The 24474-nt window shown below is 47.7% G+C and carries 19 protein-coding genes; 12 read left to right on the forward strand and 7 right to left on the reverse strand.

Annotated features, from left to right (window positions below; genetic code table 11):
- Positions 1–36: 36 nt before the first annotated feature.
- Positions 37–1557, reverse strand: a complete 1521-nt coding sequence (locus C2758_RS04050) for a CoA-acylating methylmalonate-semialdehyde dehydrogenase (RefSeq protein WP_215329704.1) — start codon at positions 1555–1557, stop codon at positions 37–39.
- A gap of 151 nt (positions 1558–1708) precedes the next feature.
- On the opposite strand from C2758_RS04050, the gene C2758_RS04055 reads away from it, so the two are divergent.
- The 3 genes from C2758_RS04055 to C2758_RS04065 are packed head-to-tail and all read left to right on the forward strand — an operon-like array spanning position 1709 to position 4521.
- Positions 1709–2830: an NADH:flavin oxidoreductase/NADH oxidase gene (locus tag C2758_RS04055; RefSeq protein ID WP_215329705.1), complete on the forward strand. Its 1122-nt coding sequence runs from the start codon at positions 1709–1711 to the stop codon at positions 2828–2830.
- Positions 2831–2872: 42 nt separating this feature from the next.
- On the forward strand, positions 2873–3850 hold the full coding sequence (locus tag C2758_RS04060; protein WP_215329706.1) for a tripartite tricarboxylate transporter substrate binding protein: 978 nt from the start codon (positions 2873–2875) through the stop codon (positions 3848–3850).
- An 11-nt stretch (positions 3851–3861) separates the two neighbouring features.
- On the forward strand, positions 3862–4521 hold the full coding sequence (locus C2758_RS04065) for a SprT family zinc-dependent metalloprotease (protein ID WP_215306620.1): 660 nt from the start codon (positions 3862–3864) through the stop codon (positions 4519–4521).
- A gap of 13 nt (positions 4522–4534) precedes the next feature.
- Here the strand turns inward: C2758_RS04065 and dnaQ are convergent, their stop codons facing one another.
- The 5 genes from dnaQ to C2758_RS04090 form a co-directional block, all read right to left on the reverse strand.
- On the reverse strand, positions 4535–5245 hold the full coding sequence (gene dnaQ, locus C2758_RS04070) for a DNA polymerase III subunit epsilon (protein ID WP_215329707.1): 711 nt from the start codon (positions 5243–5245) through the stop codon (positions 4535–4537).
- Positions 5245–8343 carry an efflux RND transporter permease subunit gene (locus tag C2758_RS04075; RefSeq protein WP_215329708.1) on the reverse strand — a complete coding sequence of 1033 codons (3099 nt, stop codon included), beginning with the start codon at positions 8341–8343 and terminating at the stop codon, positions 5245–5247. The genes dnaQ and C2758_RS04075 overlap by 1 nt, the downstream gene beginning before the upstream one ends.
- The gene (locus C2758_RS04080) at positions 8340–9722 is read right to left on the reverse strand and encodes an efflux RND transporter periplasmic adaptor subunit (protein WP_215329709.1); all 1383 of its coding nucleotides are present in this window, start codon (positions 9720–9722) and stop codon (positions 8340–8342) included. Before C2758_RS04080 ends, C2758_RS04075 begins: the two co-directional genes overlap by 4 nt.
- Before the next feature lie 119 nt (positions 9723–9841).
- The gene (rnhA, locus tag C2758_RS04085) at positions 9842–10297 is read right to left on the reverse strand and encodes a ribonuclease HI (protein ID WP_215329710.1); all 456 of its coding nucleotides are present in this window, start codon (positions 10295–10297) and stop codon (positions 9842–9844) included.
- A 4-nt stretch (positions 10298–10301) separates the two neighbouring features.
- The gene (locus C2758_RS04090) at positions 10302–11117 is read right to left on the reverse strand and encodes a class I SAM-dependent methyltransferase (protein WP_215329711.1); all 816 of its coding nucleotides are present in this window, start codon (positions 11115–11117) and stop codon (positions 10302–10304) included.
- Between the two features lie 6 nt (positions 11118–11123).
- Between C2758_RS04090 and gloB the strand changes: the two genes are divergently transcribed.
- The 7 genes from gloB (at position 11124) to C2758_RS04125 (ending at position 20953) form a co-directional block, all read left to right on the forward strand.
- On the forward strand, positions 11124–11933 hold the full coding sequence (gene gloB / locus C2758_RS04095; protein ID WP_215329712.1) for a hydroxyacylglutathione hydrolase: 810 nt from the start codon (positions 11124–11126) through the stop codon (positions 11931–11933).
- The gene (locus C2758_RS04100; RefSeq protein ID WP_251369255.1) at positions 11915–13333 is read left to right on the forward strand and encodes a transglycosylase SLT domain-containing protein; all 1419 of its coding nucleotides are present in this window, start codon (positions 11915–11917) and stop codon (positions 13331–13333) included. Before gloB ends, C2758_RS04100 begins: the two co-directional genes overlap by 19 nt.
- Positions 13334–13368: 35 nt before the next feature.
- Entirely contained in the window at positions 13369–15252 is a 1884-nt protein-coding gene (locus tag C2758_RS04105) for a propionate--CoA ligase (protein WP_215329713.1), read from the forward strand.
- A 245-nt stretch (positions 15253–15497) separates the two neighbouring features.
- On the forward strand, positions 15498–16691 hold the full coding sequence (gene carA / locus C2758_RS04110; protein ID WP_215330081.1) for a glutamine-hydrolyzing carbamoyl-phosphate synthase small subunit: 1194 nt from the start codon (positions 15498–15500) through the stop codon (positions 16689–16691).
- Positions 16691–19954 (forward strand): carbamoyl-phosphate synthase large subunit, encoded by a 3264-nt coding sequence (gene carB / locus C2758_RS04115; protein WP_215329714.1) that lies wholly within the window; start codon positions 16691–16693, stop codon positions 19952–19954. The genes carA and carB overlap by 1 nt, the downstream gene beginning before the upstream one ends.
- A 19-nt stretch (positions 19955–19973) precedes the next feature.
- On the forward strand, positions 19974–20450 hold the full coding sequence (greA, locus tag C2758_RS04120) for a transcription elongation factor GreA (protein WP_215306640.1): 477 nt from the start codon (positions 19974–19976) through the stop codon (positions 20448–20450).
- A gap of 17 nt (positions 20451–20467) precedes the next feature.
- Positions 20468–20953 (forward strand): DUF4149 domain-containing protein, encoded by a 486-nt coding sequence (locus C2758_RS04125; RefSeq protein ID WP_215329715.1) that lies wholly within the window; start codon positions 20468–20470, stop codon positions 20951–20953.
- Positions 20954–21026: 73 nt separating this feature from the next.
- Here C2758_RS04125 and C2758_RS04130 read toward each other — a convergent pair whose 3' ends face one another.
- On the reverse strand, positions 21027–21653 hold the full coding sequence (locus C2758_RS04130) for a YhbY family RNA-binding protein (protein WP_215329716.1): 627 nt from the start codon (positions 21651–21653) through the stop codon (positions 21027–21029).
- Positions 21654–21791: 138 nt separating this feature from the next.
- On the opposite strand from C2758_RS04130, the gene C2758_RS04135 reads away from it, so the two are divergent.
- A complete protein-coding gene (locus C2758_RS04135; protein ID WP_215329717.1) occupies positions 21792–22466 on the forward strand; it encodes an RlmE family RNA methyltransferase in 675 nt (224 codons plus the stop codon).
- Between the two features lie 127 nt (positions 22467–22593).
- Positions 22594–24471 (forward strand): ATP-dependent zinc metalloprotease FtsH, encoded by a 1878-nt coding sequence (ftsH, locus tag C2758_RS04140; protein WP_215329718.1) that lies wholly within the window; start codon positions 22594–22596, stop codon positions 24469–24471.
- The last annotated feature ends 3 nt before the right edge of the window (positions 24472–24474 follow it).

Raw genomic sequence — 24474 nt, forward strand, 5'->3', positions numbered from 1 at the left:
ATCTGCAGATGCTTGTTACATTACTGCTGCATCTAATTACTTCGAAGTCGGCATCACAAACTCTGCACCCTTGGCAATACTCTCAGGCCAGCGTTGCATCACGCTCTTTTGCTTGGTATAGAAACGAACACCTTCTTTGCCGTAGGCATGCATATCGCCAAAGAGGGATTTCTTCCAACCACCAAAACCATGCCAAGCCATTGGAACTGGAATAGGTACATTAATACCAACCATACCCACTTGTACACGGCGAGCAAATTCACGGGCAATATTACCGTCGCTCGTAAAGCAAGCTACACCATTACCAAACTCACAGGAGTTCACTAAATTGAGTGCTTCGGTGAAGTTTGCCACGCGCATGCAAGAGAGTACTGGTCCGAAGATTTCTTCTAGATAGATCTTCATCTCGGAGGTAACGTTATCAAACAGTGTGCCGCCGATAAAGAAGCCATTCTCATGTCCTGGCACTTTCAAACCGCGACCATCTACTAATAACTTTGCACCGGAGGCAACGCCGCTATCAATGTAGCCAGTGATGCGCTCTAAGGCAGCTTTAGTAACAATAGGGCCCATTTCAGCATCGAGCTCCATACCGTTCTTCACCTTCAGGGTCTTGGTACGCTCGATCAGTTTTGGCATGATTTTCTCGGCTACATCGCCCACCAAAACTGCCACTGAGATTGCCATGCAGCGCTCACCAGCAGAGCCATAGGCTGCACCAATCAAAGCGTCAATTGTTTTATCGATATCAGCATCTGGCATCACTACCATGTGATTCTTAGCGCCACCTAAAGCCTGGGAGCGCTTGCCGAAGTGTGCGCAACGCTCATAGATATAGTTAGCAATAGGGGTAGAACCTACAAAGCTTACTGCCTTGACATCGGGATTCTCAATCAAGGCATCAACCGCTTCTTTATCGCCTTGCACCACATTAAATACACCGTCAGGCAAGCCAGCCTGAGTCAGCAACTTCGCCATGAATAATGAAGCAGATGGATCGGTTGGGCTAGGCTTCAGAATGAAGGTATTGCCACAGGCAATCGCCACTGGAAACATCCACATGGGGACCATGACGGGGAAGTTAAATGGCGTCACGCCAGCAACCACACCTAAAGGCTGGCGCATGACCCAGTTATCAATATCGGTCGACACTTGCTCGGTGTAATCACCCTTGAGCAGTTCTGGAATACCGGTAGCAAATTCAACAATCTCGATACCGCGAGTCACTTCGCCCTGAGCGTCGGTAAATACTTTACCGTGTTCAGCAGTAATGATGGCAGCCAGCTCATCACGGTTGGCGTTGAGTAGCTCAAGATACTTAAACATAATGCGCGCACGGCGTAATGGGGAGGTCTGGCTCCAGGTCTTGAATGCTGCCTGCGCATTTGCTACAACCTCATCAACCTCTTTACGGCTAGCTAGGGCCACGCGTCTTGCGACAGCGCCTGTGGAGGGATTAAATACATCGGCGAAACGACCATCTTTAGGGTTGACGACTTTACCGCCAACGAAATGGCCAATATCTTCTTTTGATGTAAATGCTTGGGGTGCGCTCATAGTAATTTACTTAATATTCTATTGTCTGGTTTTGGGTTCAATAAAGGTGCTTGGGCTAGATTCCGCACAACTTTGTGGTCTCGTTTATTCTACTGAATCTATTTTATCGCTTTAGCTAGTTTTACGCTTTTTCGGCCCTAAAGGTAAGCAAATGAGTCTTTTATTCTCCAGTTATGTTCTAAGCTCCCCTAAGGGGCCTCTAACCCTCTCAAACCGGGTGGTTGTGGCACCAATGTGCCAGTACTCTGCAGTCAATGGAGAGGCTCAGGATTGGCATCTCATGCACTGGGGCAATCTCCTCAATAGTGGCGCAGGGCTTTTCATCATCGAAGCCACTGGCGTGACCCCTGAGGGTCGCATTACCCCTGTATGCCTGGGCCTGTGGGATGACCGCACAGAAGCGGCCCTGAAAGACAAGCTCACGAGGGCCCGGAGTTTAGCTCCAGCCACCCCTGTGTTTATTCAGCTGGCGCATGCTGGTCGTAAAGCCTCCAGTGCTAGCCCTTGGGCTGGCGGTCAGTTGCTTTCTAAAGAGCAGGGCGGCTGGGACATGGTTGCGCCATCCGCCATTCCGCAACTCAAGGATGAACGTTTGCCGCATGAGCTCTCCAAAACAGAGTTAGCTGAACTCATCACTGCATTTGTCATTGCAGCGCAACGCTCTGAGCGAATTGGGATTGATGGCATTGAATTACACGGTGCCCATGGCTATCTATTGCATCAGTTTTTGTCGCCCATCGCCAATCAACGTACAGATGAATATGGCGGCTCTTATGAAAACCGTATCCGCTTTCCTTTGGAATTATTTGCGGCGGTACGAAAGGCCTATCAAGGTGTCTTAGGTATTCGCATTTCTGCAAGCGATTGGATCGAGGGTGGTTGGACGCCCGAAGAAACGGCTGATTTTGCTGCTCGACTGAAGCCCTTGGGATGTAATTTTGTTCACATCTCTTCAGGGGGAATTTCTCCATTGCAAAAGATTGCGATTGGACCAAATTACCAAGTGCCATTTGCCAAGATTGTGAAAGACAAGTCGGGCATTCCAACGATGACAGTGGGCTTGATTACCGACCCTAAGCAGGCTGAAGATATTTTGCAAAAAGGGGATGCGGATTTAATCGCTCTGGCACGGGCATTTTTATACAAACCCCGTTGGGCTTGGGAGGCTGCTGCAGCCCTAGGTGGCATCGTACCTTCCAATGAGCGTTACTGGCGCTGTTTACCGCGTGAAGCTCAGGCCATTTTTGGTGATGTCAAAGTAGGGCAGCGATAATTCTTTCAAACAACAAATGAAACTCAGTTTTTGGAGATCAATATGAAATCAATCAAACTTATCTATCGTTCTTTAGCCATCGTTAGCATTGCATTAGGCTCTCACCTTGTTCATGCCCAAGCATTCCCGGATCGACCCATTACCTTGGTTGTTCCGAACCCGCCTGGAGGCTTAGTGGATACCTCGGCGCGTTTATTGAGTGAGCCTCTAACTCGGGTGATTGGTCAGCCAGTGATTGTGGATAACAAGCCAGGCGCCAGCGGAAATACGGCCTATCAATATGTTGCCAAGGCCAAGCCCGATGGATACACCTTGCTGATTTCGTATTCTGGATACCACGTTGGCAATCCTTCCTTGATGGATAAATTACCGTGGGATCCAATTAAAGATTTTTCTCCAGTTGGGCTCCTGACAGTTTCTACGAATGTGATTGCAGTGCATCCTTCGGTACCTGTGAATAACCTAAAAGAATTGATTGCTTACGCTAAAGCCAATCCTGGCAAGCTCAATTACGCCTCGCAGGGCAATGGCTCTGTATCTCATATTGGCACTGAAATCTTTAAGCAAAATACGGGTGTAGATATCGTTCACGTACCGTACAAGGGTTCTGGTCCTGCAATTCAGGATGTATTGGCAGGTCAGGTGCAAGTATTTATTACGACACCACCTTCGGTGATGCAACACGTACAAAGCGGAAAGCTAAAAGGCTTGGCTGTGACGGGTAAAAGTCGTCACCCTGGTATGCCCAATGTGCCTACGACTGCCGAAGCAGGCTTGCCTACATTTCAATTGGAATCTTGGGTAGCTTTATATGCGCCAGCGGGCACGCCAGCACCAGTCATTACTAAGCTGACCGAGTCTGTTAAGAAAAGTCTTGCTCTACCTGAAGTGAAAGAACGCTCTGATGCCGCTGGTGTTGAGTTGCGTTATTTAACGCCTCCACAGATGGATGCCTTACTGAAGAAAGAATTGCCTTATTGGGATAAAGCAATCAAATCCGCCAATATCAAGCTTGATTAAGTGATCCATAAATGAAGCAACACTCCGTACGAGAATCTTGGTTAGAAGATGCAGTAAGACATTTGGAGCCGGTATTCTCAAAGGCGGGATATGCCATACCCCCAGTAAGAGTATCCTGCGGTTTTCCAGCCTCTAGCAGTCCCAGAACAACCTTGGGGCAATGCTGGCCGCGCGAGCGCTCTGGTGGGGGAGTGAACGAGATCTTTATTTCACCTAAGTTAGATGATCCCGTTCAGTTGTTAGATACCTTGGTACATGAGTTGTGCCACGCCGTGGATGATTGCTTTAGCGGTCATGGCGAGGACTTCAAGGGCATTGCCCAGACTGTAGGTTTAGAAGGTCCCGCTAGAATGGCTCACGCAACCGAAGAGTTGATGGTGCGCCTTATGATGATCAGCCAAGAGCTTGGGCCATATCCACATCAGGCAATCGTTTTTCCACCTCCGAGGCCGAGCAATGCCAGTCGCAATAAAGCTAAGTGCGGGCAGTGCGGATATGAGGTCACGCTACTAAAGAAATGGGCAACCTATGGCGCACCTATTTGCCCTAAAGACAATATTCGAATGCAAGAAGCGCTGATCGAGACAATCGAAAATACGACTGAGCACGATACAGAATCGGTTACAGGATCTAAACCTAAGAAGGATGAAATCCGCCGCGCTATCAGTTAATCAAAATGACTGATTAACTAGCGATAGCAGCAGGATTCCAAACAGGATCCTTCTTGCTTGCCTTGGCAATGTCAGCCAAGATCTTTTCATGCAACTGGCAATCTTCCTCGCTTGCCGCTATGATTTTGAGCATGGTGGGCAAGGCTTTCGCTTGTCCTGATGCATCAGTGCCAACGGTGTAATCAATGAGGTCAATCGATAAGTCTTCTTGCCCACGCGTCATCGCTACATAGACTTCAGCTAATAACTGGGCATCCAATAGAGCACCGTGTAGGGTGCGATGTTGATTGCTAATCGCAAAGCGCTCACAGAGGGCGTCAAGCGAATTACGCTTACCCGGGAACATCTGACGGGCATCGAGTAGGGTGTCGGTAATTTTGGAGGCAAGACCTCTAAAAGCTGGGCGCTTGAGCAAAGCAAATTCGTTATCGAGGAAGCCTAAGTCAAACGCCGCATTATGAATAACTACCTCAGCACCATCAACAAATTCAATCAACTCTTCCACAATATTTGAGAACACGGGTTTGTCAGACAGGAACTCACGAGAGAGTCCATGAACTGCAAAAGCGCCGGCATCGATATCACGCTCAGGATTAATGTAGTAATGAAAAGTGCGTTCAGTTAAGCGGCGACCCACCATCTCAACGCAAGCAATTTCAATAATACGATCGCCTGTAGCGGGATTGAGGCCGGTTGTTTCGGTATCGAGAATCACTTGACGCATTAGGTACCTTCTAAGGCGGATGGGGGGATTTCAAGAGGGCCATTACCCGCGTACTTATCTAGGTACAGATAGATCACTGGAGTAATAATGAGCGTTACAAATTGCGAGAAGATTAAACCGCCAGCGACACTAATCCCTAGAGGCTGCCGAAGCTCTGCACCAGCACCAATTCCGAAGGCAATGGGGAGAACGCCCATTAAGGCAGCGAATGTAGTCATCATGATCGGGCGGAAGCGCAAAATACAGGCCTCCCGAATCGCTTTCTCAGGTGACATGCCTTGATTACGTTGTGCATCCAAAGCAAAGTCAATCATTAAGATCGCATTCTTCTTCACGATACCAATTAGCAATAAGATACCAATCGAAGCGATGATAGTGAGCTCAAATCCAAAAATACGCAGTGCTAAGATCGCGCCAATTGCTGCTGAGGGCAGACCCGCCAAGATCGTTAGCGGATGAATATAACTCTCGTACAGAACTCCCAAGAGAATATAAATTACGCCTAAGGCTGCAAAAATTAAAATTAATTGTCCCGACTGATTGCTCTTAAAGACAGCAGCGTCACCACCGTAGCTAGTAATGATTGATGTCGGTAATTTAATTTCACTGGTGTAGGCTTCAATCTTTTTAGTAGCATCACCCAAGAACACATCTGGCGCTAGATTGAACGATAGAGTGACTGCAGGGATTTGCCCTTGGTGGTTGACAGCGGTAGGACCAATACTTCTGGTAAAGCTGGCTACACTAGAGAGTGGTATGAGCTTATCAGTTGCGCGGCCACGAACAAACACCTTATTGAGATCCGTCTCATACTGACGATCCTCCTCTGCAGTTTCCAGAATGACGTAATAAGTATTCACGGGGGTATAAATTGTGGAGACTTGTTTTTGGCCAAAGGAGTTATACAGTGCTGCACGGATATCGGTGATTGAGACGCCAGCGCTCGCTGCTTTCTCACGATCAATATCAATTTTGACATTAAGACCCTTTAGTTGAGAGTCGCTGGTGACGTCGCGGAAGATGGGGTCAGCACGCATTTTCTGCAGCAACTTATCTGCCCACTCATTTACACCTTCAAAGCCAACGCTTTGCAATGTAAATTGATAGCGACTTTTACTGCCTCGGCCACCGAGTTGTAAATTTTGCACTGGGCGCATGAACACCTGTAACCCAGGAATTTCCCTGAACTTGGTTCTGAGCTCCTCCATTACTTTTGCCATCTTGGGTCGATCACCCTTAGGCTTTAAAACGACAAAGATACGTCCAGTATTGCTGCCTGAGCTATTGCCTCCACCGACAATCGAAATAGAGCTCTCCACATTAGGATCGTTATTGACTATGGCTGCTGCTCGATCTTGCAGGATGAGCATCGCCTTGAAAGAGATGTCCTCAGATGCCTCAGTGGTTACTGAAATTTGTCCGATATCTTCCTCTGGGAAAAATCCTGTAGGACTACTCATAAACAGAATAATCGTAATTACGAAAGTAGAAAGGGCGCCCCACAACACTTTTTTGCGATGCAGTAATGCCAGATCCAAATAATGCACATAGGTCTTTAGCATCCAATCGAAAAAGCGATCAAACTTCTTGTTGATGGCATATTCCTTAGCGTGCTGCCCTGGTTTTGGCAAAAAGCGACTGCATAGCATGGGGACTATCGTGAGCGATACCACTGCGGACACTAGAATCGATAGCGATACCACTACCGCAAATTCTCTAAACAAGAGACCAATAGGACCGGGCAAAAAGAAGAGCGGGATAAATACAGCTACCAAAGAAAGGGAGATAGAAAAAATCGTAAATCCAACTTCTTGACTTCCTTTGAGAGAGGCTTTAAGTGGATCCATGCCTTCCTCAATGTGGCGCATGATATTTTCTATAACAACAATCGCGTCATCGACGACTAAGCCCACTGCCAAGGTAATGCCGAGTAGAGAAATATTGTCTAGGCTGTAGCCTAAAAAATATAAAAGCGAGAAAGCGCCAATCAGCGAGATGGGTAGGCTGATCGAGGGAATGATGGTGGCGGAAAGATGTTTTAAGAATAAGAACATCACAAGCACTACCAGAAGAACTGTTAGTGCTAGGGTAATGTTGACGTCATGGATCGCTTCAATAATGGATAGCGAGCGGTCATTCGCAAGCTGTAACTGAACCGAGTCTGGCATTTGCTTTTTAAGTTTTGGCAGTAACTCTTTGACGGATTTAACTACTTCAACCGTATTGGCGTTCGGCTGACGTAACACAGCAATTGCAATTGATCTCTCACCGTTAACGCTAGCTAAGGTTTTTACATCCTCATAGCTTTCAATGACTTCAGCTACGTCTTTGAGGTAGATTGGTAAACCATTCTTCTGGCTAATAATGAGGTTGCCGAATTCTTCTGGTCTGACCAATTGCGGGTTGGCGTAAATCGTGATGGATTGGCGGGGACCATCTAAAACACCTAAAGGACTATTTGCGTTGGCTTTATTGATCGCAACCGAGACATCTTCCATTGTTAGATTGCGGTTTCCTAAGGCATCTGGGTTAACGCGCACGCGGATGGCATAACGCTTTGCTCCATAGACAATGACTTGTGCAACACCGCCGATGGTTGACAAGTTCGGCGAGAGAAGATTTTCTGCATAGTCATTTAAATCTGAGAGACTCACAGAAGGAGACTGCATCCTCACTACCAAAATTGGGGTATCGGCAGGATTCACCTTACGGTAAGACGGTGGTACCGTCATTTCAATCGGGAGGCGTTTTTGAGCGCGTAGTAGTGCTGCTTGCACATCGACTGCGGCCTTATCGATATCACGATCAGTATTGAACTCGAGGGTAACGCTAGTACTACCAAGAGAGTTGGTAGAGCTGATGACCTTAACGCCATCAATGGTAGAGAACTCTTTTTCTAATGGTAGCGCTACAGCCGACGCCATATTTTCTGGTGAAGCCCCTGGTAAAGATGCGCTCACAGAAATAACGGGCGTATTAAAGCTAGGTAATGCTGCGACTGGAATATTGAGATAAGCGATTACCCCAGCAATGACTGTTGATACCGAAAGCAGTACCGTCATTACCGGACGGCGAATACATAATTCAGATAGGGTCATTTCTTATCTGCTGCAGTAGGAGTGGCTGGAGCTTTAGTCTCTGAAGCCTTTGAGGGATCAGAGGGGGCATTAGCAGCAGGAGCAGGTGTAGGCGCAGCAGCTGGGTTCGCACCTTTCGCATCTTTAGCTTCCTTGGTTTTACTGCCAGGCCTTAAGTTTTGCTTGCCCTCTACTACTACTCGATCGCCCGGCTCAATACCGGTGATAACAGAATTACCTTGGTATTCATAAACGACTTTAACTGGCTTGGATACTGCTTTACTATCTTTATCTACTGTGTAGACCAGCCTACCACGAGGATTAATCACAATAGCTTGTGAGGGAACCACAAGCGCATCTTTTAAATCGCTAGCCACTAGCGAGACACGTGCAAATTGTCCAGGCAGCAGAGTCATAGCATCGTTCGGAATTTGCGCCTTGACTCGAACCGCTGCAATGGAAGGATCTACTTGGTTATCAATTACCAAGACTTTGCCTTGATAGGTTCTTTTGCCAGAGTCACCCACGGTGACTTTCACGGCGAGTGGCTCACCATCAAGTTGGTTCTCCAGCAAAAGGGGGATATCTTTTTCTGGGATCACAAATTGGACATTAATTGGATTGAGTTGGGTAATGGTGACCATAGAGCCAACGCTAGTGGTTGCAGTTGAGCTCGTTGCAGTACTAACAACGTTACTTGCCTGCACTAGAGATCCTGGGAAGACATTCACAATGCCTGCGCGACCAGTAATTGGAGAGCGGATGGAATCAAAAGAGAGCTGAACCTCTGCAGAACGAGCTGCAGCTTGTGCAGCCTTCGAATTTGCAAGAGAGGTTTCTAAGCCTGCCTTAGAAATAAAGTTTTTGGCAACCAATTCTTTGGCGCGCAAGTATTGATTCTGCGCGTCATCGGCTAAGGCTTTTAATCTTTCGTAATTTGCTTTGTCATTACGATTATCTAAAGTAAACAGGAGTTGCCCCTCTTTAACTTCTTCCCCGTCCTTAATATGAATCTTGGCAACGGTGTTGGTTACCATTGGGCGAATATCTACGATGCTATTGCTCACGATCGTGCCAGTAGCTTCAATAATGAGCGGAACCTCTTTTTTATCGACTACAACTGAGGTGATGGTGACGACCCCACCTTTTTTCTCGGGAGCAGGAAAAAAATAGTCGTAGGCTTTCAAGCCAGCGTACAACACGACAAGCACAAGCAAAATACGCCATTTGTATTTCAGGGTAAATGCTTTAACTGTGGTGAAGTCTAATTTTTTGAGCCTATCAAGGCGTAGGTATGGGGAAGTTTTTTTCCATAGGGCACACAGGCGGCCCATCACCCAGTTTTTGAGCTTTGGAAGTGAAGCGACTGCTTTATCAAGGGCTAATTCAATTTTTGACACGATCTCGGTATTTTTTCTTAGTTTTATATCGGTTTAGTAGGGAGTCATCTTTGCCGCCCTTGAACGAGATTATTTTCTCACAAGGCTCATAAACATGGGCAGTAGCGCCTCGATCCCAATTAGGGCAGAAACTCCTCTACACCTTTGTTTGCCAATAGGTCTGCCAGCTCATTTCCAGGGTGTCCATTGTGCCCACGAACCCAATGCCAAGTGATCGTATGGTGGGGAATGAGGGCATCTAATTCTTGCCATAAATCAGCGTTTTTGACGGGATCTTTACTAGCGGTTTTCCAGCCCCTCTTTTTCCAGCCCTCTAACCACTCAGTCACGCCTTTTTGGACATACTGAGAGTCGGTCCATAGTTCTACCGAGCTAGTTTGCTTCAGGGCTCGCAGCGCATGAATTACGGCGCTAATTTCCATCCGATTATTGGTGGTGTGCTCAGCGCCGCCATGAAGATGCTTCTCGTGGCCGCCAGAGCGAAGAACAGCACCCCAGCCGCCGGGACCCGGATTGCCTTTGCAGGCGCCATCGGTGTAAATGACAATATGAGGAAGTGGTTTGGCGTGGGACATGCCCTTAATTTACTCGGTCTTGCTGGTTTGCTAACTGCTGACGACTTTCCGCTACCGGGTTCAATTGAGTGATCGCTGGGATGCGTAGGCCTTGGACTTGTCCGATCAGGCGGATGCCTTGCTGGCGCTTAATGGCCGAAACCAGGAAAACAGCTCCAAAAATAGGCCACCAGCGGTTGCCAGCCGGCTCCATAAAGTCCATTCTGGCCATGCCTGACTCGCCACTTAAAGGGAGTTTATAGCAGCCAAAATGGCCTCTATCTAGAGAGAAGTTTAGTAACTGTAACCAATCTTTAATTCTGAGAAGGCCAATAAACTGTCCATCCCTTGGTAAATAGGGGGTGCCGATTAATCTACTGAGATATTGGCGCATGCCCCACAGACTAGCTGGATTAAATCCAGAAATAATCAAGCGGCCCTCAGGGCGAAGGACGCGCTCAGCCTCTCGCAGAATTTGATGAGGATCAGCGGCAAATTCCAAGACATGTGGCATCACCAATAAATCAATAGATTCAGAGGCAAAGGGGAGCTCATTGGCATTGCCCTCAATCTGATGCCAATTAAACTGGCCAGCCTGTTTTTGCCGGTCGTGGGTGTTTATTAGTAACGCGTGCAAGGGCATTCGGTTTTCTGCCAAGGTGTTCATTTGCGGCAAGCCAATTTGTACGGCATAAAAACCAAAGACATCAACCACAATTTGATTGAAGCATTTTTGCTCCCAAGCAAGTACATAGCGTCCTGGGGGTGATTGCAGCCACTTTTCCCACGAACTCCATGGTGGTGCGGGCATCTGAGAGGGGGCGGGTGGGGTTGGTATCATGGGTCTATGGTGAAGAATACTTTATTGCAAGTTTGGCCGATACCGGCTTTTGATGACAATTACCTCTGGTGTATCCATGATGGCGAGTCTGCTTTGATCGTGGATCCGGGTGATGCCGCCCCCGTATTGCAATATCTCGAGCAAAATCAGCTGACTCTGACTGGTATTTTAATTACCCATCACCATGCAGACCATACCGGTGGCATTGTTACTTTGCTCAATACCCTTGGCTCATCTATCCCAGTTTATGGCCCAGCTGCGATCGATATTCCGGGTCGTACGCATGCCCTGATGGAAGGCGACAAGGTAGAAGTCGCTGCGCCACGTATTAGCCTTGAGGTTTATGAGGTACCTGGCCATACCTTGAGTCACATTGCTTACTTTGCGAACATGCAGGCTAATGTAGTTGAGCCTATGCTCTTTTGTGGCGATACCTTATTTGCGTCTGGCTGTGGTCGCTTGTTTGAGGGCACCCCAACGCAGATGAGTCAGTCTCTAGCGAAGTTTATCGCCTTGCCTAAAAATACTCTGGTGTATTGCACCCATGAATACACCTTATCCAATATTCGCTTTGCGCTGGCGGTTGAGCCGAATAATGCCAACCTGATTACTTGGGCGGAAACTGCTAACGCTCTACGCGATCAACACCTACCAACATTACCAACGACCATCGGGCAAGAATTACAAGTCAATCCATTCATGCGTTGTGATCAACCGGCTGTGATTGATGCCGCTCTCGAGGTCTCTGGCGAAAAATTGCTACCTACGCCTGCCCATGTATTAGCGGTAATTCGTGCATGGAAGGATCGGTTCTGATGATGTGGCGCTATGCAGCGATAGGGCTGATTGCACTACTCTCAGGCTGTGCAAGCACTGGAGATTGGTCCTCTGATGTGCCGACACGTCAGGATCCACGAGCCTCTAACGCGCAGCGGGTAAACCTCAAAAATCAATCTGTCAGCGATCTGTATGCACCATCGAGCAACCTCTGGATTCGGATTCGGGATGGCTTCGAGATGGAACCCATGAATACACCGTTGGAGATTGAACAAGTACGCTGGCTTAGTGCACGCCCAGACTATGTACATCGCTCAATGGCTCGCTCATCGCGCTACCTGTTTTATATCGTGCAAGAGGTAAATGCACGCAAAATGCCAACAGAGATTGCCTTGCTCCCGTTTGTCGAGAGCGCATTTGTGACTAATGCCAAATCTAGTGCAAAGGCTATGGGCTTGTGGCAATTTATGCCTGCAACTGGTAAAGATTTTCGGTTGACGCAAAACGTCTTTAGGGATGAGCGTAGGGATGTCTTGCAGTCTACTGATGCAGCATTGGATTATTTGCAGCGTTTGCATAAGCAGTTTGGTAGTTGGGATCTCGCTTTAGCTGCCTATAACTGGGGCGCTGGTAATGTGTCAAAAGCACAGAAACGCAATCTTGCCGCAGGTCTTCCTACGAATTACCTCAGTCTCAAGATGCCCAATGAGACTCGCAACTATGTTCCGAAGTTAATGGCTTACCGTCAGATTGTTTTGGATCCCAAAGCCTACGGCATTGTTCTACCGGATTTAGAAAACCATCCTTATTTTGTTGCTGTGGATGTTGGGTCTGATATTGATGTGGCACTGGTAATTCAGTTGAGCGAAATTCCGGAGGACGAGTTTCATAGTCTGAACCCCTCATTTAATAAGCCGGTCATCTTGAGTAATGCTAATCAGCAAATCTTGCTACCGTTTGGACATGCCGAGGTCTTCCAGGAAAACCTCAAGAAGTACACCAAGCCACTGTCTTCTTGGACGGCAGTGCAAGTGACCAAGACAGAATCAGTTGAGCAAGCCGCAAAAACGCTTGGTGTGGATGCCGACACCTTAAGAGCAGTCAATGGCATTCCCAAAAGCATGAGAATTCGGGCGGGTTCAACAGTTTTAGTGCCTAAAACTCACCAGCGCCCTGGTGATATCTCAGTAGCATTAGCTGAAAATGGCAGTCTTAATTTGCTTAAGTCAGCGCCTAACAATTGTGCAAAAGGGGCTAAGTGCGCAGTGGCAAAGTCTGGAAAAGGTGCTTCTAAGGGTAATTCCTCTGCGAAGAATGCTGCAACTCAGCATAAATCCGCATCGACAGGACTTGCAAAATCTGCAAATAATGGATCTTCGAATACAACTAGCTCGACTCCCAAGACTTCCACTAGCAAGGGAGTCAATAAGATTCAGTAAGTCTAGACATTTTAATTTACTCATTTAGGTTGATCATGTCCTATAAGTCAGAACACGAACGCTCCATTAAAGACCCAGATGGATTCTGGGGAGAGCAGGCAAAACTCATTTATTGGGAAAAACCATTTAATAAAGTTCTAGACTACGCAAACCCTCCCTTTGCTAAATGGTTTGAGGGTGGATTAACCAATCTTTGCTACAACGCAGTTGATCGTCACCTCAAAGACCGTGCAAACCAAATCGCGCTTGTCGCTGTTTCAACAGAAACCAATCTAGAAAAAGCATTCACATTTAAAGAGCTCTACGAAGAAGTCAATCGTATTGCCGCCATCTACAAAGCGAACGGCGTTCAAAAGGGCGATCGCGTATTGATTTACATGCCGATGATTGCGGAGGCCTGTTTTGCAATGCTCGCTTGTGCACGCATTGGTGCAATTCACTCCGTAGTATTCGGTGGCTTTGCATCCCATAGCCTGGCATCACGTATCGACGATGCCAAGCCGAAAATGATTGTGACTGCAGAAGCGGGCGCGCGTGGTGGTAAAGCGGTCCCTTATAAGCCTTTGCTCGATGAGGCCATTAAGCTCGCGAGCTACAAGCCTGAAAAAGTTCTGATCGTCAATCGTGGTCTGACTGAGTTCACCACAGTAGCTGGTCGCGATTTAGATTACGCAACCGAGCGCCAGAAACACCTCAATGATTTAGTGCCGATTGAGTGGGTGGATGCAACCCATACCTCATATATTTTGTATACCTCCGGCACTACCGGTAAGCCCAAAGGTGTACAGCGCGATACCGGTGGTTACGCAGTTGCCTTGGCTTCGACCATGAAGCATATCTTCTGCGGTAACCCTGGTGAGACCATGTTCTGTACCTCAGACATTGGCTGGGTAGTGGGTCATAGCTACATCATTTATGCGCCATTGCTAAACGGCATGGCAACCATTCTTTACGAAGGCACACCCTTGCGTCCTGATGCAGGGATTTGGTGGGAGTTGGTTGAGAAGTACAAAGTCTCAGTCATGTTCTCTGCACCAACTGCAGTTCGCGTTCTCAAGAAGCAAGATCCTGCCTTCTTAACTAAATATGATCTCTCGAGCTTACGTGCTTTGTTCTTGGCAGGCGAGCCTTTGGATGAGCCAACGGCAACCTGGATACATGATGCGATTAAGAAGCCGATCGTGGATAACTATTGGCAGACAGAAACAGGTTGGCCCATGTTGGCAATTCAGCGTGGGGTGGAAGTGATGCCACACAAGTTTGGCTCTCCTGGCGTCCCATCATTTGGTTACAACATGAAACTACTGGATGACGCCACTTCGGAAGAATTGGGTCCAGATCGGAAGGGTGTGATTGCGATTGAGGGTCCCTTGCCTCCAGGCTGCATGCAAACAGTCTGGGGTGACGATAAGCGTTTTGTAAGCACCTATTGGGAAACTATCCCTGGGAAGATGATTTACTCTACGTTTGACTGGGGTATCAAGGATGCGGATGGCTACTTCTTTATCTTAGGTCGAACTGATGACGTAATTAACGTTGCTGGTCATCGCTTGGGCACCCGTGAGATCGAAGAGAGTATTTCTAGTCATCCGAATATCTCTGAAGTTGCAGTAGTGGGTATTGAGGACAAGCTCAAGGGGCAAGCTGCGATCGCCTTTGTGATTCCAAAGGATGCCTCTAATACAGCTACTCTAGAAGCAGAGTGTATGAAAACCGTAGACACCACTCTAGGCGCAATTGCTCGTCCAGGCCGGGTTTATGTAGTCACAGCCTTGCCCAAGACCCGTTCAGGCAAGATCGTGCGCCGTGCTCTTCAGGCTGTAGCTGAAGGGCGCGATCCTGGTGATATCAGTACGATGGAAGATCAAACCGTTTTAGCGCAAATTAAGACCATCATCGAGCAAAGCGCAAAACCTTAAGCCTAGCTTGGCAGCATCAAAAATAAGCCCCTTGGTCCTGTGACTCTGAGGCTCATTACCTTGGAAGCCCAATTGGCTGGGAATCCAAGGGTTTATACGCAAAACTGGTATGATTCAAGGGTTCAAAACTTAATAAATTACCCTAGCGCTTAAAGACACTCACCTCCCGCACAAACAGTCCTGGGTTGGTCTTTTTGGGGTGTTGAGCGTCGGATGGAGCAGGGACTGGAGATGGTTTGTCACCCTTGCTTCCTTCTTTTCCTCCTGCCGTGTTGGCCTTAGCCGACGGCACTATATTTCCTGGTCTTAGTATCGGCGCCCCTGGCGAAACTACCGGCGAAGTTGTTTTTAATACTGCACTGACTGGTTATCAAGAGATCATCACTGATCCGAGTTACTCACGCCAAATTGTTACCTTGACTTACCCACACATCGGAAACGTTGGGGTAAACGGTCAAGACGCTGAGTCTGACCAGATTCATGCGGCTGGCTTGGTTGTGAAAGACCTATCTAAGCGTGTCTCGAATTTCCGTTCTGAAGAAAGTCTAGATAGCTACCTCACAAAAGCAGGGGTAGTAGGCATCTCTAGTATCGATACCCGCAAGCTCACTCGCATCCTGCGCGATAAAGGCGCTCAGTCCGGTGCGATTGTGGCTGGCAAGCTGGGTGATAACGTAGAGACCCTTGGCAAGAAAGCCTTGGAGCTCGCAAAAGCCTTCCCAGGTATGGCTGGTTTAGATCTAGCTAAAGTGGTAACAACAAAAACCCCATACCAATGGCGTGAGGCTGAATGGGACCTGCATGGCCCTGATGACAAACCTGCATATCGATCTTTAGATATCAGTAAGCCAATCAAAAAAGTCGTTGCCTATGACTTTGGTGTGAAGCGTAATATTTTGCGCATGCTCACTGAGCGTGGTTGTGAGTTAACGATTGTTCCTGCACAAACTAGCGCTGCCGAAGTGTTGGCAATGAACCCAGATGGTGTGTTCTTCTCAAATGGCCCAGGCGATCCTGGTCCATGTGATTACGCAATTGCTGCCGCTAAAGAAATTATCGAAAAGGGCATTCCGACTTTCGGTATTTGCTTGGGTCATCAAATTATGGGCTTAGCTGCTGGCGCTAAAACCTTGAAGATGAAGTTTGGCCACCATGGTGCGAATCACCCGGTAAAAGATTTGGATACGGGGCGCGTAGCGATTACTTCTCAGAATCACGGCTTTGCTGTAGATGCAAAAACTTTGCCTGACAACATTCGCGTTACGCACGTGTCTTTATTTGATGGATCACTACAAGGCCTGGCTTGGAAAGATAAGCCTGCTTTGTGTTTCCAAGGGCATCCTGAGGCCTCACCGGGCCCTCACGATATCGCCTATTTATTTGATCGTTTTGTGGAGCTCATGAATGCTGCCGCTGTTGGTAATAAGGGGGGCAAATAATGCCTAAGCGTAGCGATATCAAGAGCATCCTGATTATTGGGGCTGGTCCAATTGTGATTGGACAAGCTTGTGAATTTGACTATTCTGGTGCGCAAGCTTGTAAAGCTCTGCGTGACGAAGGTTACAAAGTGATTTTGGTGAACAGTAATCCTGCCACCATCATGACTGATCCTGAGATGGCGGATGTGACATACATCGAGCCAATTACTTGGGAAGTAGTAGAGCGCATCATTGCCACTGAGAAACCCGATGCGATTTTGCCAACGATGGGCGGTCAAACTGCCTTGAACTGTGCACTCGATTTACATCGCCACGGTGTCCTCGAAAAATACGGTTGCGAACTGATTGGGGCTTCACCAGAGGCGATTGATAAAGCGGAAGATCGTCAAAAGTTTAAAGATGCGATGACCAAGATTGGTCTGGGTTCTGCGAAGTCTGGTATCGCGCACTCCATGGATGAAGCGCATGAAGTACAGCAACGTATTCAGAAAGAGACGGACAGTTTAGGTTTCCCAGTCGTCATTCGGCCTTCTTTCACCATGGGTGGATCAGGCGGCGGTATCGCTTATAACCGTGAAGAGTTTGAAGAAATTTGTAAACGCGGTTTAGATTTATCTCCAACCCGTGAGCTCTTGATTGAAGAGTCTCTCTTAGGTTGGAAAGAGTTCGAGATGGAGGTGGTGCGTGACCGTGCCGATAACTGCATCATCGTTTGCTCAATCGAAAACTTAGATCCGATGGGTGTGCATACCGGTGATTCGATCACCGTTGCACCTGCACAAACCTTGACTGATAAAGAGTATCAAATTTTACGCAACGCCTCCATTGCGGTCTTGCGTGAAATTGGCGTAGATACCGGTGGTTCAAACGTGCAGTTCTCGATTAACCCAGTTGATGGCCGCATGATTGTGATTGAGATGAACCCCCGTGTTTCACGTTCATCTGCCTTGGCTTCAAAAGCAACTGGTTTTCCGATCGCCAAGATTGCTGCCAAGCTGGCAGTGGGTTACACCTTAGATGAGTTGAAGAATGACATCACCGGTGGCGCAACTCCAGCATCCTTTGAGCCCTCAATCGATTACGTAGTAACGAAGATCCCCCGTTTTGCCTTTGAGAAATTCCCGCAAGCAGATTCTCGTCTAACTACGCAGATGAAGTCCGTCGGTGAGGTGATGGCGATTGGCCGCACATTCCAAGAGTCTTTCCAAAAAGCATTACGCGGCCTAGAGGTTGGCGTTGATGGCCTTGATGAAGTTTCTACAGACTTAGATGACATCATTCAAGAAATCGGTGAGCCAGGACCAGACCGCATTTGGTATTTGGCAGACGCGTTCCGTATGGGCATGGGCTTGGATGAGGTTTACAACGAGACTAAGGTGGACCCGTGGTTCTTGGAGCAAATCGAAGAACTCATCACCATGGAGACTGAACTCAAGCAGCGCAAGCTCGATAGCTTGTCAGCCCCTGAGTTACGTTTCATTAAGCAAAAAGGTTTCTCAGATCGCCGCTTAGCGAAATTATTGGGAGTGGACGCCTCTTCCGTACGCGCAGCACGCCATCGCCTTAAAGTAGTGCCAGTCTACAAGCGGGTAGATACCTGCGCCGCTGAGTTCTCTACGAACACTGCGTATCTGTACTCCACCTACGAAGCAGAGCATGGTGAGTGCGAATCGCAACCAAGTACTAAAGATAAGATTATGGTTTTGGGCGGTGGTCCAAACCGTATCGGCCAAGGTATTGAGTTTGACTACTGCTGCGTTCACGCGGCCTTAGCAATGCGCGAAGATGGTTATGAAACCATCATGGTGAACTGCAACCCAGAAACAGTGTCTACTGACTACGATACTTCTGATCGTTTGTACTTTGAACCTTTGACATTAGAAGATGTTTTAGAGATCGTCGCAATTGAAAAGCCAAAAGGCGTCATCGTTCAGTATGGCGGCCAGACTCCATTGAAGTTGGCTTTGGATCTCGAGGCCAATGGCGTACCAATCATCGGTACATCGCCAGACATGATTGATGCTGCAGAAGACCGCGAGCGCTTTCAGAAGCTATTGCATGAGTTGAATTTGCGTCAGCCGCCGAATCGTACCGCCCGTGCAGAAGATGAGGCATTGAAGCTTGCTGAAGAGATTGGTTACCCATTGGTGGTGCGTCCTTCCTATGTATTGGGTGGCCGCGCGATGGAAATCGTTCACGATGGCCGTGATCTTGAGCGCTATATGCGTGAAGCTGTCAAAGTCTCCCATGACTCACCAGTATTACTAGATCGTTTCTTGAATGATGCGATTGAGTGTGATGTAGATTGCATTAGTGATGGTCAGCAGGTATTTATCGGTGGTGTGATGGAGCATATTGAGCAAGCCGGTGTTCACTCAGGTGACTCTGCTTGTTCATTGCCGCCATACTCCTTATCGGATGAGACGATTGCAGAAATCAAACGTCAAACCGCAGCGATGGCTAAAGGTCTCAACGTGGTTGGTTTGATGAACGTACAGTTCGCGATTCAGCACGTCGATGGTAAAGATGTCATCTATGTGCTCGAGGTAAATCCGCGCGCTTCTCGTACCGTTCCATTTGTATCCAAAGCAACCGGTTTGCAGTTGGCCAAGATTGCAGCTCGCTGCATGGTGGGTCAAACTCTTAAACAGCAGGGCATTCTGAATGAAGTCAAGCCAGCTTACTACTCAGTAAAAGAGGCTGTGTTCCCATTTAACAAGTTCCCAGGTATTGATCCGATTCTAGGGCCAGAGATGCGTTCTACTGGTGAGGTGATGGGTGTTGGCAAGACTTTCGGTGAAGCCCTCTTCAAATCCCAATTAGGCGCAGGAATTAAATTGCCTAAGAGCGGCACCGTGTTGTTAACCGTCAAAGATAGCGATAAGCCTAAAGCAGTTGAAGTGGCTAAGCTTTTGCATCAATTGGGCTTCCCCATGGTGGCGACTAAAGGCACAGCCGCAGCGATTGAGGCGGCTGGCTTTCCAGTTCGCGTAGTCAACAAGGTTAAGGATGGACGCCCACACATTGTTGACCTGATTAAGAATGGTGAGATCTCCCTGGTATTTACCACTGTTGATGAGACCCGTACTGCAATTGCGGATTCACGCTCCATTCGTACTAGCGCACAAGCTAATAATGTGACCTACTACACTACGATTAGTGCAGCACGTGCGGTAATGGATGGCTTGATGGCATCGCAAAATGGTAACAAAGGGTCGCTTGAGGTGTATTCATTGCAAAATCTACACAAGACTCTCAATTAAATTAAATGAGGTAAGACGCATGAACACAATCCCTATTACTAAGCGTGGCGCTGAGCTTCTCAAAGAAGAGTTACATCGCCTAAAGCATGTAGAGCGCCCATCCGTGATTAATGCAATCTCTGAGGCCCGTGCTCAAGGCGACCTTTCTGAGAACGCTGAGTACGACGCCGCTAAAGAGAAGCAAGGATTTATTGAGGGTCGTATTCAGGAGCTGGAAGGAAAGTTATCTGCAGCGCAAATCATTGACCCTGCTACCTTAGATGTAAACGGACGTATCGTATTCGGTGCAACCGTTGATCTTGAAGATTTAGAAGATGGCACGAAGCTCACTTATCAAATCGTCGGTGATGATGAGGCCGATATTGCCGTAAATAAGATCTCGATTAGTTCGCCCATTGCTCGCGCCTTAATTAGCAAAGAAGAGGGTGATGTGGTTGCAGTGCAGGCCCCTGGCGGTAATCGCGAGGTAGAAATTCTCGCGGTTCGTTACATCTAATACAAAGCAGAGTCCATATGCAGACCTTAGAGACCCCAAAGCATCTGGTGGCTCAAAGACTTTTTATTGTGATTGCTGGTTTATGGGTTGGCGGCATACTCACTGTAGGTTATCTAGTTGCTCCAGCTATCTTTAGCACGATGACTGATCGACAGGCTGCTGGCATGGTTGCTGGCAGCATCTTTAAATTAGAAGCCTATCTCAGCTTGATTGTCTGCATTGGCCTGATGGTTCTAGCCAATCTCCTGGTGAATCGTGGCCTCAATCAATTCAAGATCATTCGCTGGATCTTGTTGGCAATGTTGCTGTGTGCAATCGCAGCTAGCTTTATCTTGATTCCCTGGATGAATACCTTGCGAGATGATGCTCTCCTTCAAGGCATGCCAGTCATGCTCTCTCCCTCAGCCACCTTATTTGGAAGGCTACATGGCGTCTCTAGCATTCTGTTTATGCTGCAGAGTCTCTTGGGAGTCCTCTTGGTCTGGCGACTCACCAAGAGATAAGCCCAGGCTAAGCCATAAAAAAACGCCGACTAGCGGCGTTTTTTATTAGAAGCTCACACACATATTCGTTGCACTAAGAGCCCAATGATTTCTTCTTAGTACTACTCATGCGAACCTTACGTTTTTTGATGGGAGCGGGTGCTGCAACTGCCTTGCGGTAACCTGGTGATGACCAACCAATTTTTGATTCAGCAGCATCAGCACGCAGAACCCGTTTCTTGGGGGCAGTGCCTTTAGCCGCAGCCACTCTTTCAAAAGGGGATTTACTCGCTGCTGAGCGTCGATCTGATCTCTCAGAAGTGCTAGTGCGAATACCAGCTTTCGCCGCCACGCGATTTGGTTGGCGCTTAGTGCGGGGCGCTTGTAATGTCTTTTTAGTTTGCTTGCTAGATCTACTCAAATTGACGAGTGCTGCATCGACAATATCAATCGGCTTCCAGACCACGAGTAATTTTCCAATGTGCTGAACGGGTGCGGCGCCCAGTTTGTCGCAGAGCTCTTCATAAATAGCGATACGTGCATCACGATCATCGCCAAAAACGCGAACTTTAATCAAGCCGTGATGAGAGATGGCTGATTTAGCTTCTTTAATCACCGCAGGGGTCAGGCCATCGCCACCAATCATGACAACTGGGCTGAGCCCATGGGCGTCAGCTTTAAGGGATTTGCGTTGTGCGGGGGTAATAGTAAGTGCAGTCATGGGCATGATGATAGAGCATTAGGGCATGTAAAACAGGGCTTTCGGGCTTATTTAAGCCAATATCCAGATGTTTCGAGTCGATTCCTTTTGCCTTGTAGAGCGGAAACAAGGAAAATAGATGACGAAAGTGGGTAAGTTGTGGCAAAGAATAAATTTAATAAAAGTTGGTTACAGGATCACCTCAATGATCCGTATGTGAAGATGGCCCAAAAAGAGGGTTATCGCGCGCGAGCAGTCTATAAGCTGAGCGAAATAGATGAGCAGGACCGACTCATCAAAGCAGGTATGACGATTGTGGATCTTGGGAGTGCTCCTGGGAGTTGGTCTCAGTACGTTCGCAATCGCCTGACTGAACTTGGTAAAAATAATCCCAATATTGAATCTGGTAAGCCAGATGGGATCATTATTGCGATCGACATCCTGCCGATGGAGGACATTGCGGACGTTTCCTTTATTCAGGGGGATTTTCGGGAGGATGAGGGTTTAAAGGCGCTGGAGGCACTTTTACCGGCGAATGCCGATGGAAAAGTCGATTTTGTGATGTCCGATATGGCCCCCAATTTATCCGGAGTAGGGGTGGCAGATGCTGCCCGAATGGCCTTTTTGGCCGAAATTGCCTTGGACTTTTCAGTTCAGCACCTCAAGCCTGACGGGGCTCTATTAATTAAGTGCTTTAACGGCAGCGGCTACAGTCAGATCGTGGAATCCTTTAAAAAGGTCTTTAAAACAGTAGCTTCCAGAAAGCCAAAAGCCTCCAGAGCGAAGTCCTCAGAAATCTTTTTGCTCGGCCGAGACCTTAAAGCACTCAAATAACCCCCCAAAAAAAGGGGTTTATAAAATAAATTAGCTCTTCGCTATTGAAAAAGCCTAGTAGTAGAATCAGATACTTAGGTATAGCAATCCGCTTTAACTCCCGGATTAATCCGGCAAAGGTCTCCTTTTGAATAGCAATATGTTGCAAAAAATTGGCGTGTGGCTCATTGTGGGTTTGGTCTTGTTTACTGTTTTTAAACAGTTCGACAAGCCTAAAGACCAGAATCAAGTCACGTATTCTCAATTCATGGACGATGCCAAAGCAGGCAAGGTCAAGCGAGTGGATGTACAAGGTCGCACTTTGCAAGTAACTCCAAACGACGGCAACAAATATTCCATCATCACTCCAGGGGATATTTGGATGGTTGGCGACTTGATGAAGTTTGGTGTCCAGGTGACTGGTAAAGCAGACGACGAACCAAATATGCTGGTTTCTGCTTTGTATTACCTTGGACCTACTTTATTGATTATTGGTTTCTGGTTTTTCATGATGCGTCAGATGCAAGGTGGCGGTAAGGGTGGTGCATTCTCTTTCGGCAAATCCAAAGCGCGCTTGATTGATGAGAATAGCAATACCGTTACTTTTGCTGATGTTGCTGGCTGTGATGAAGCAAAAGAAGAAGTGTTCGAGATTGTGGACTTCCTTAAAGATCCGCAAAAGTTTCAAAAGCTCGGTGGTCGCATTCCGCATGGCATATTACTAGTAGGTCCTCCAGGTACTGGTAAGACTTTGTTAGCGCGTGCGATTGCAGGCGAAGCAAAAGTTCCATTCTTCTCCATCTCTGGTTCAGACTTTGTGGAGATGTTTGTTGGTGTTGGTGCCTCTCGCGTACGCGACATGTTTGAGAACGCCAAGAAAAATTCTCCTTGCATCATCTTTATTGATGAGATCGATGCGGTGGGTCGTCACCGTGGTGCTGGTATGGGCGGCGGTAATGATGAGCGTGAACAAACTCTCAACCAAATGTTAGTTGAGATGGATGGTTTTGAAAGCAATAGCGGTGTCATCGTGGTTGCTGCTACTAACCGTTCTGATGTGTTGGATAAGGCCTTGTTGCGTCCAGGACGTTTTGATCGTCAAGTACACGTTGGCTTGCCAGACATTCGTGGTCGCGAGCAAATCTTGCAAGTGCATATGCGCAAAGTTCCAATTGATCCTGATGTGAATGCAGCAGTATTGGCACGTGGCACTCCTGGTTTCTCGGGCGCAGATTTAGCAAACTTAGTAAATGAGTCTGCATTATTTGCAGCACGTCGCAATAAGCGTGCCGTTGATATGAAAGACTTTGAAGACGCAAAAGACAAGATCTATATGGGTCCTGAGCGCAAGTCTGCAGTGATGCGTGAAGAAGAGCGTCGTAACACGGCGTATCACGAGTCTGGACATGCGGTAGTTGCCAAGGTCTTGCCTAAGGCAGATCCAGTGCATAAGGTCACCATTATGCCGCGCGGTATGGCTTTGGGTGTGACATGGCAGTTGCCTGAGTTTGATCGTGTGAACTTGTACAAAGATCGCATGTTGGAAGAGTTAGCTATTTTGTTTGGCGGCCGCGCTGCTGAAGAAGTATTTTTAAACTCCATGAGTACAGGTGCTTCAAATGACTTTGAGCGTGCTACCAAAATGGCGCGTGATATGGTCACCCGTTATGGCATGAGTGATAGCTTGGGTACGATGGTCTATGTCGATACCGAGTCTGAAAGTATTTTTGGGCGAAATAGCTCGAAGACAGTTTCAGAGTTAACTCAGCAAAAGGTGGATGCAGAGATTCGTGCATTGGTGGATAGCCAATACGCATTGGCAAGATCGATCCTTGAGCAAAACCGTGACAAGGTTGAAGCCATGGTGACAGCTTTGCTTGAATGGGAAACCATTGATGCTGAGCAGATTACCGACATCATGGAGGGTCGCCCACCACGCGCTCCTAAGCCACCACCAGCAACCCAGTTTGGTAACTCTGCTGGTACGCCGGGTCCTGCTGCCGGGGCTACCCCAGCCACTGCATAGCAA

It is taken from the genome of Polynucleobacter sp. AP-Sving-400A-A2 (assembly GCF_018688155.1).
GTDB lineage: Bacteria > Pseudomonadota > Gammaproteobacteria > Burkholderiales > Burkholderiaceae > Polynucleobacter.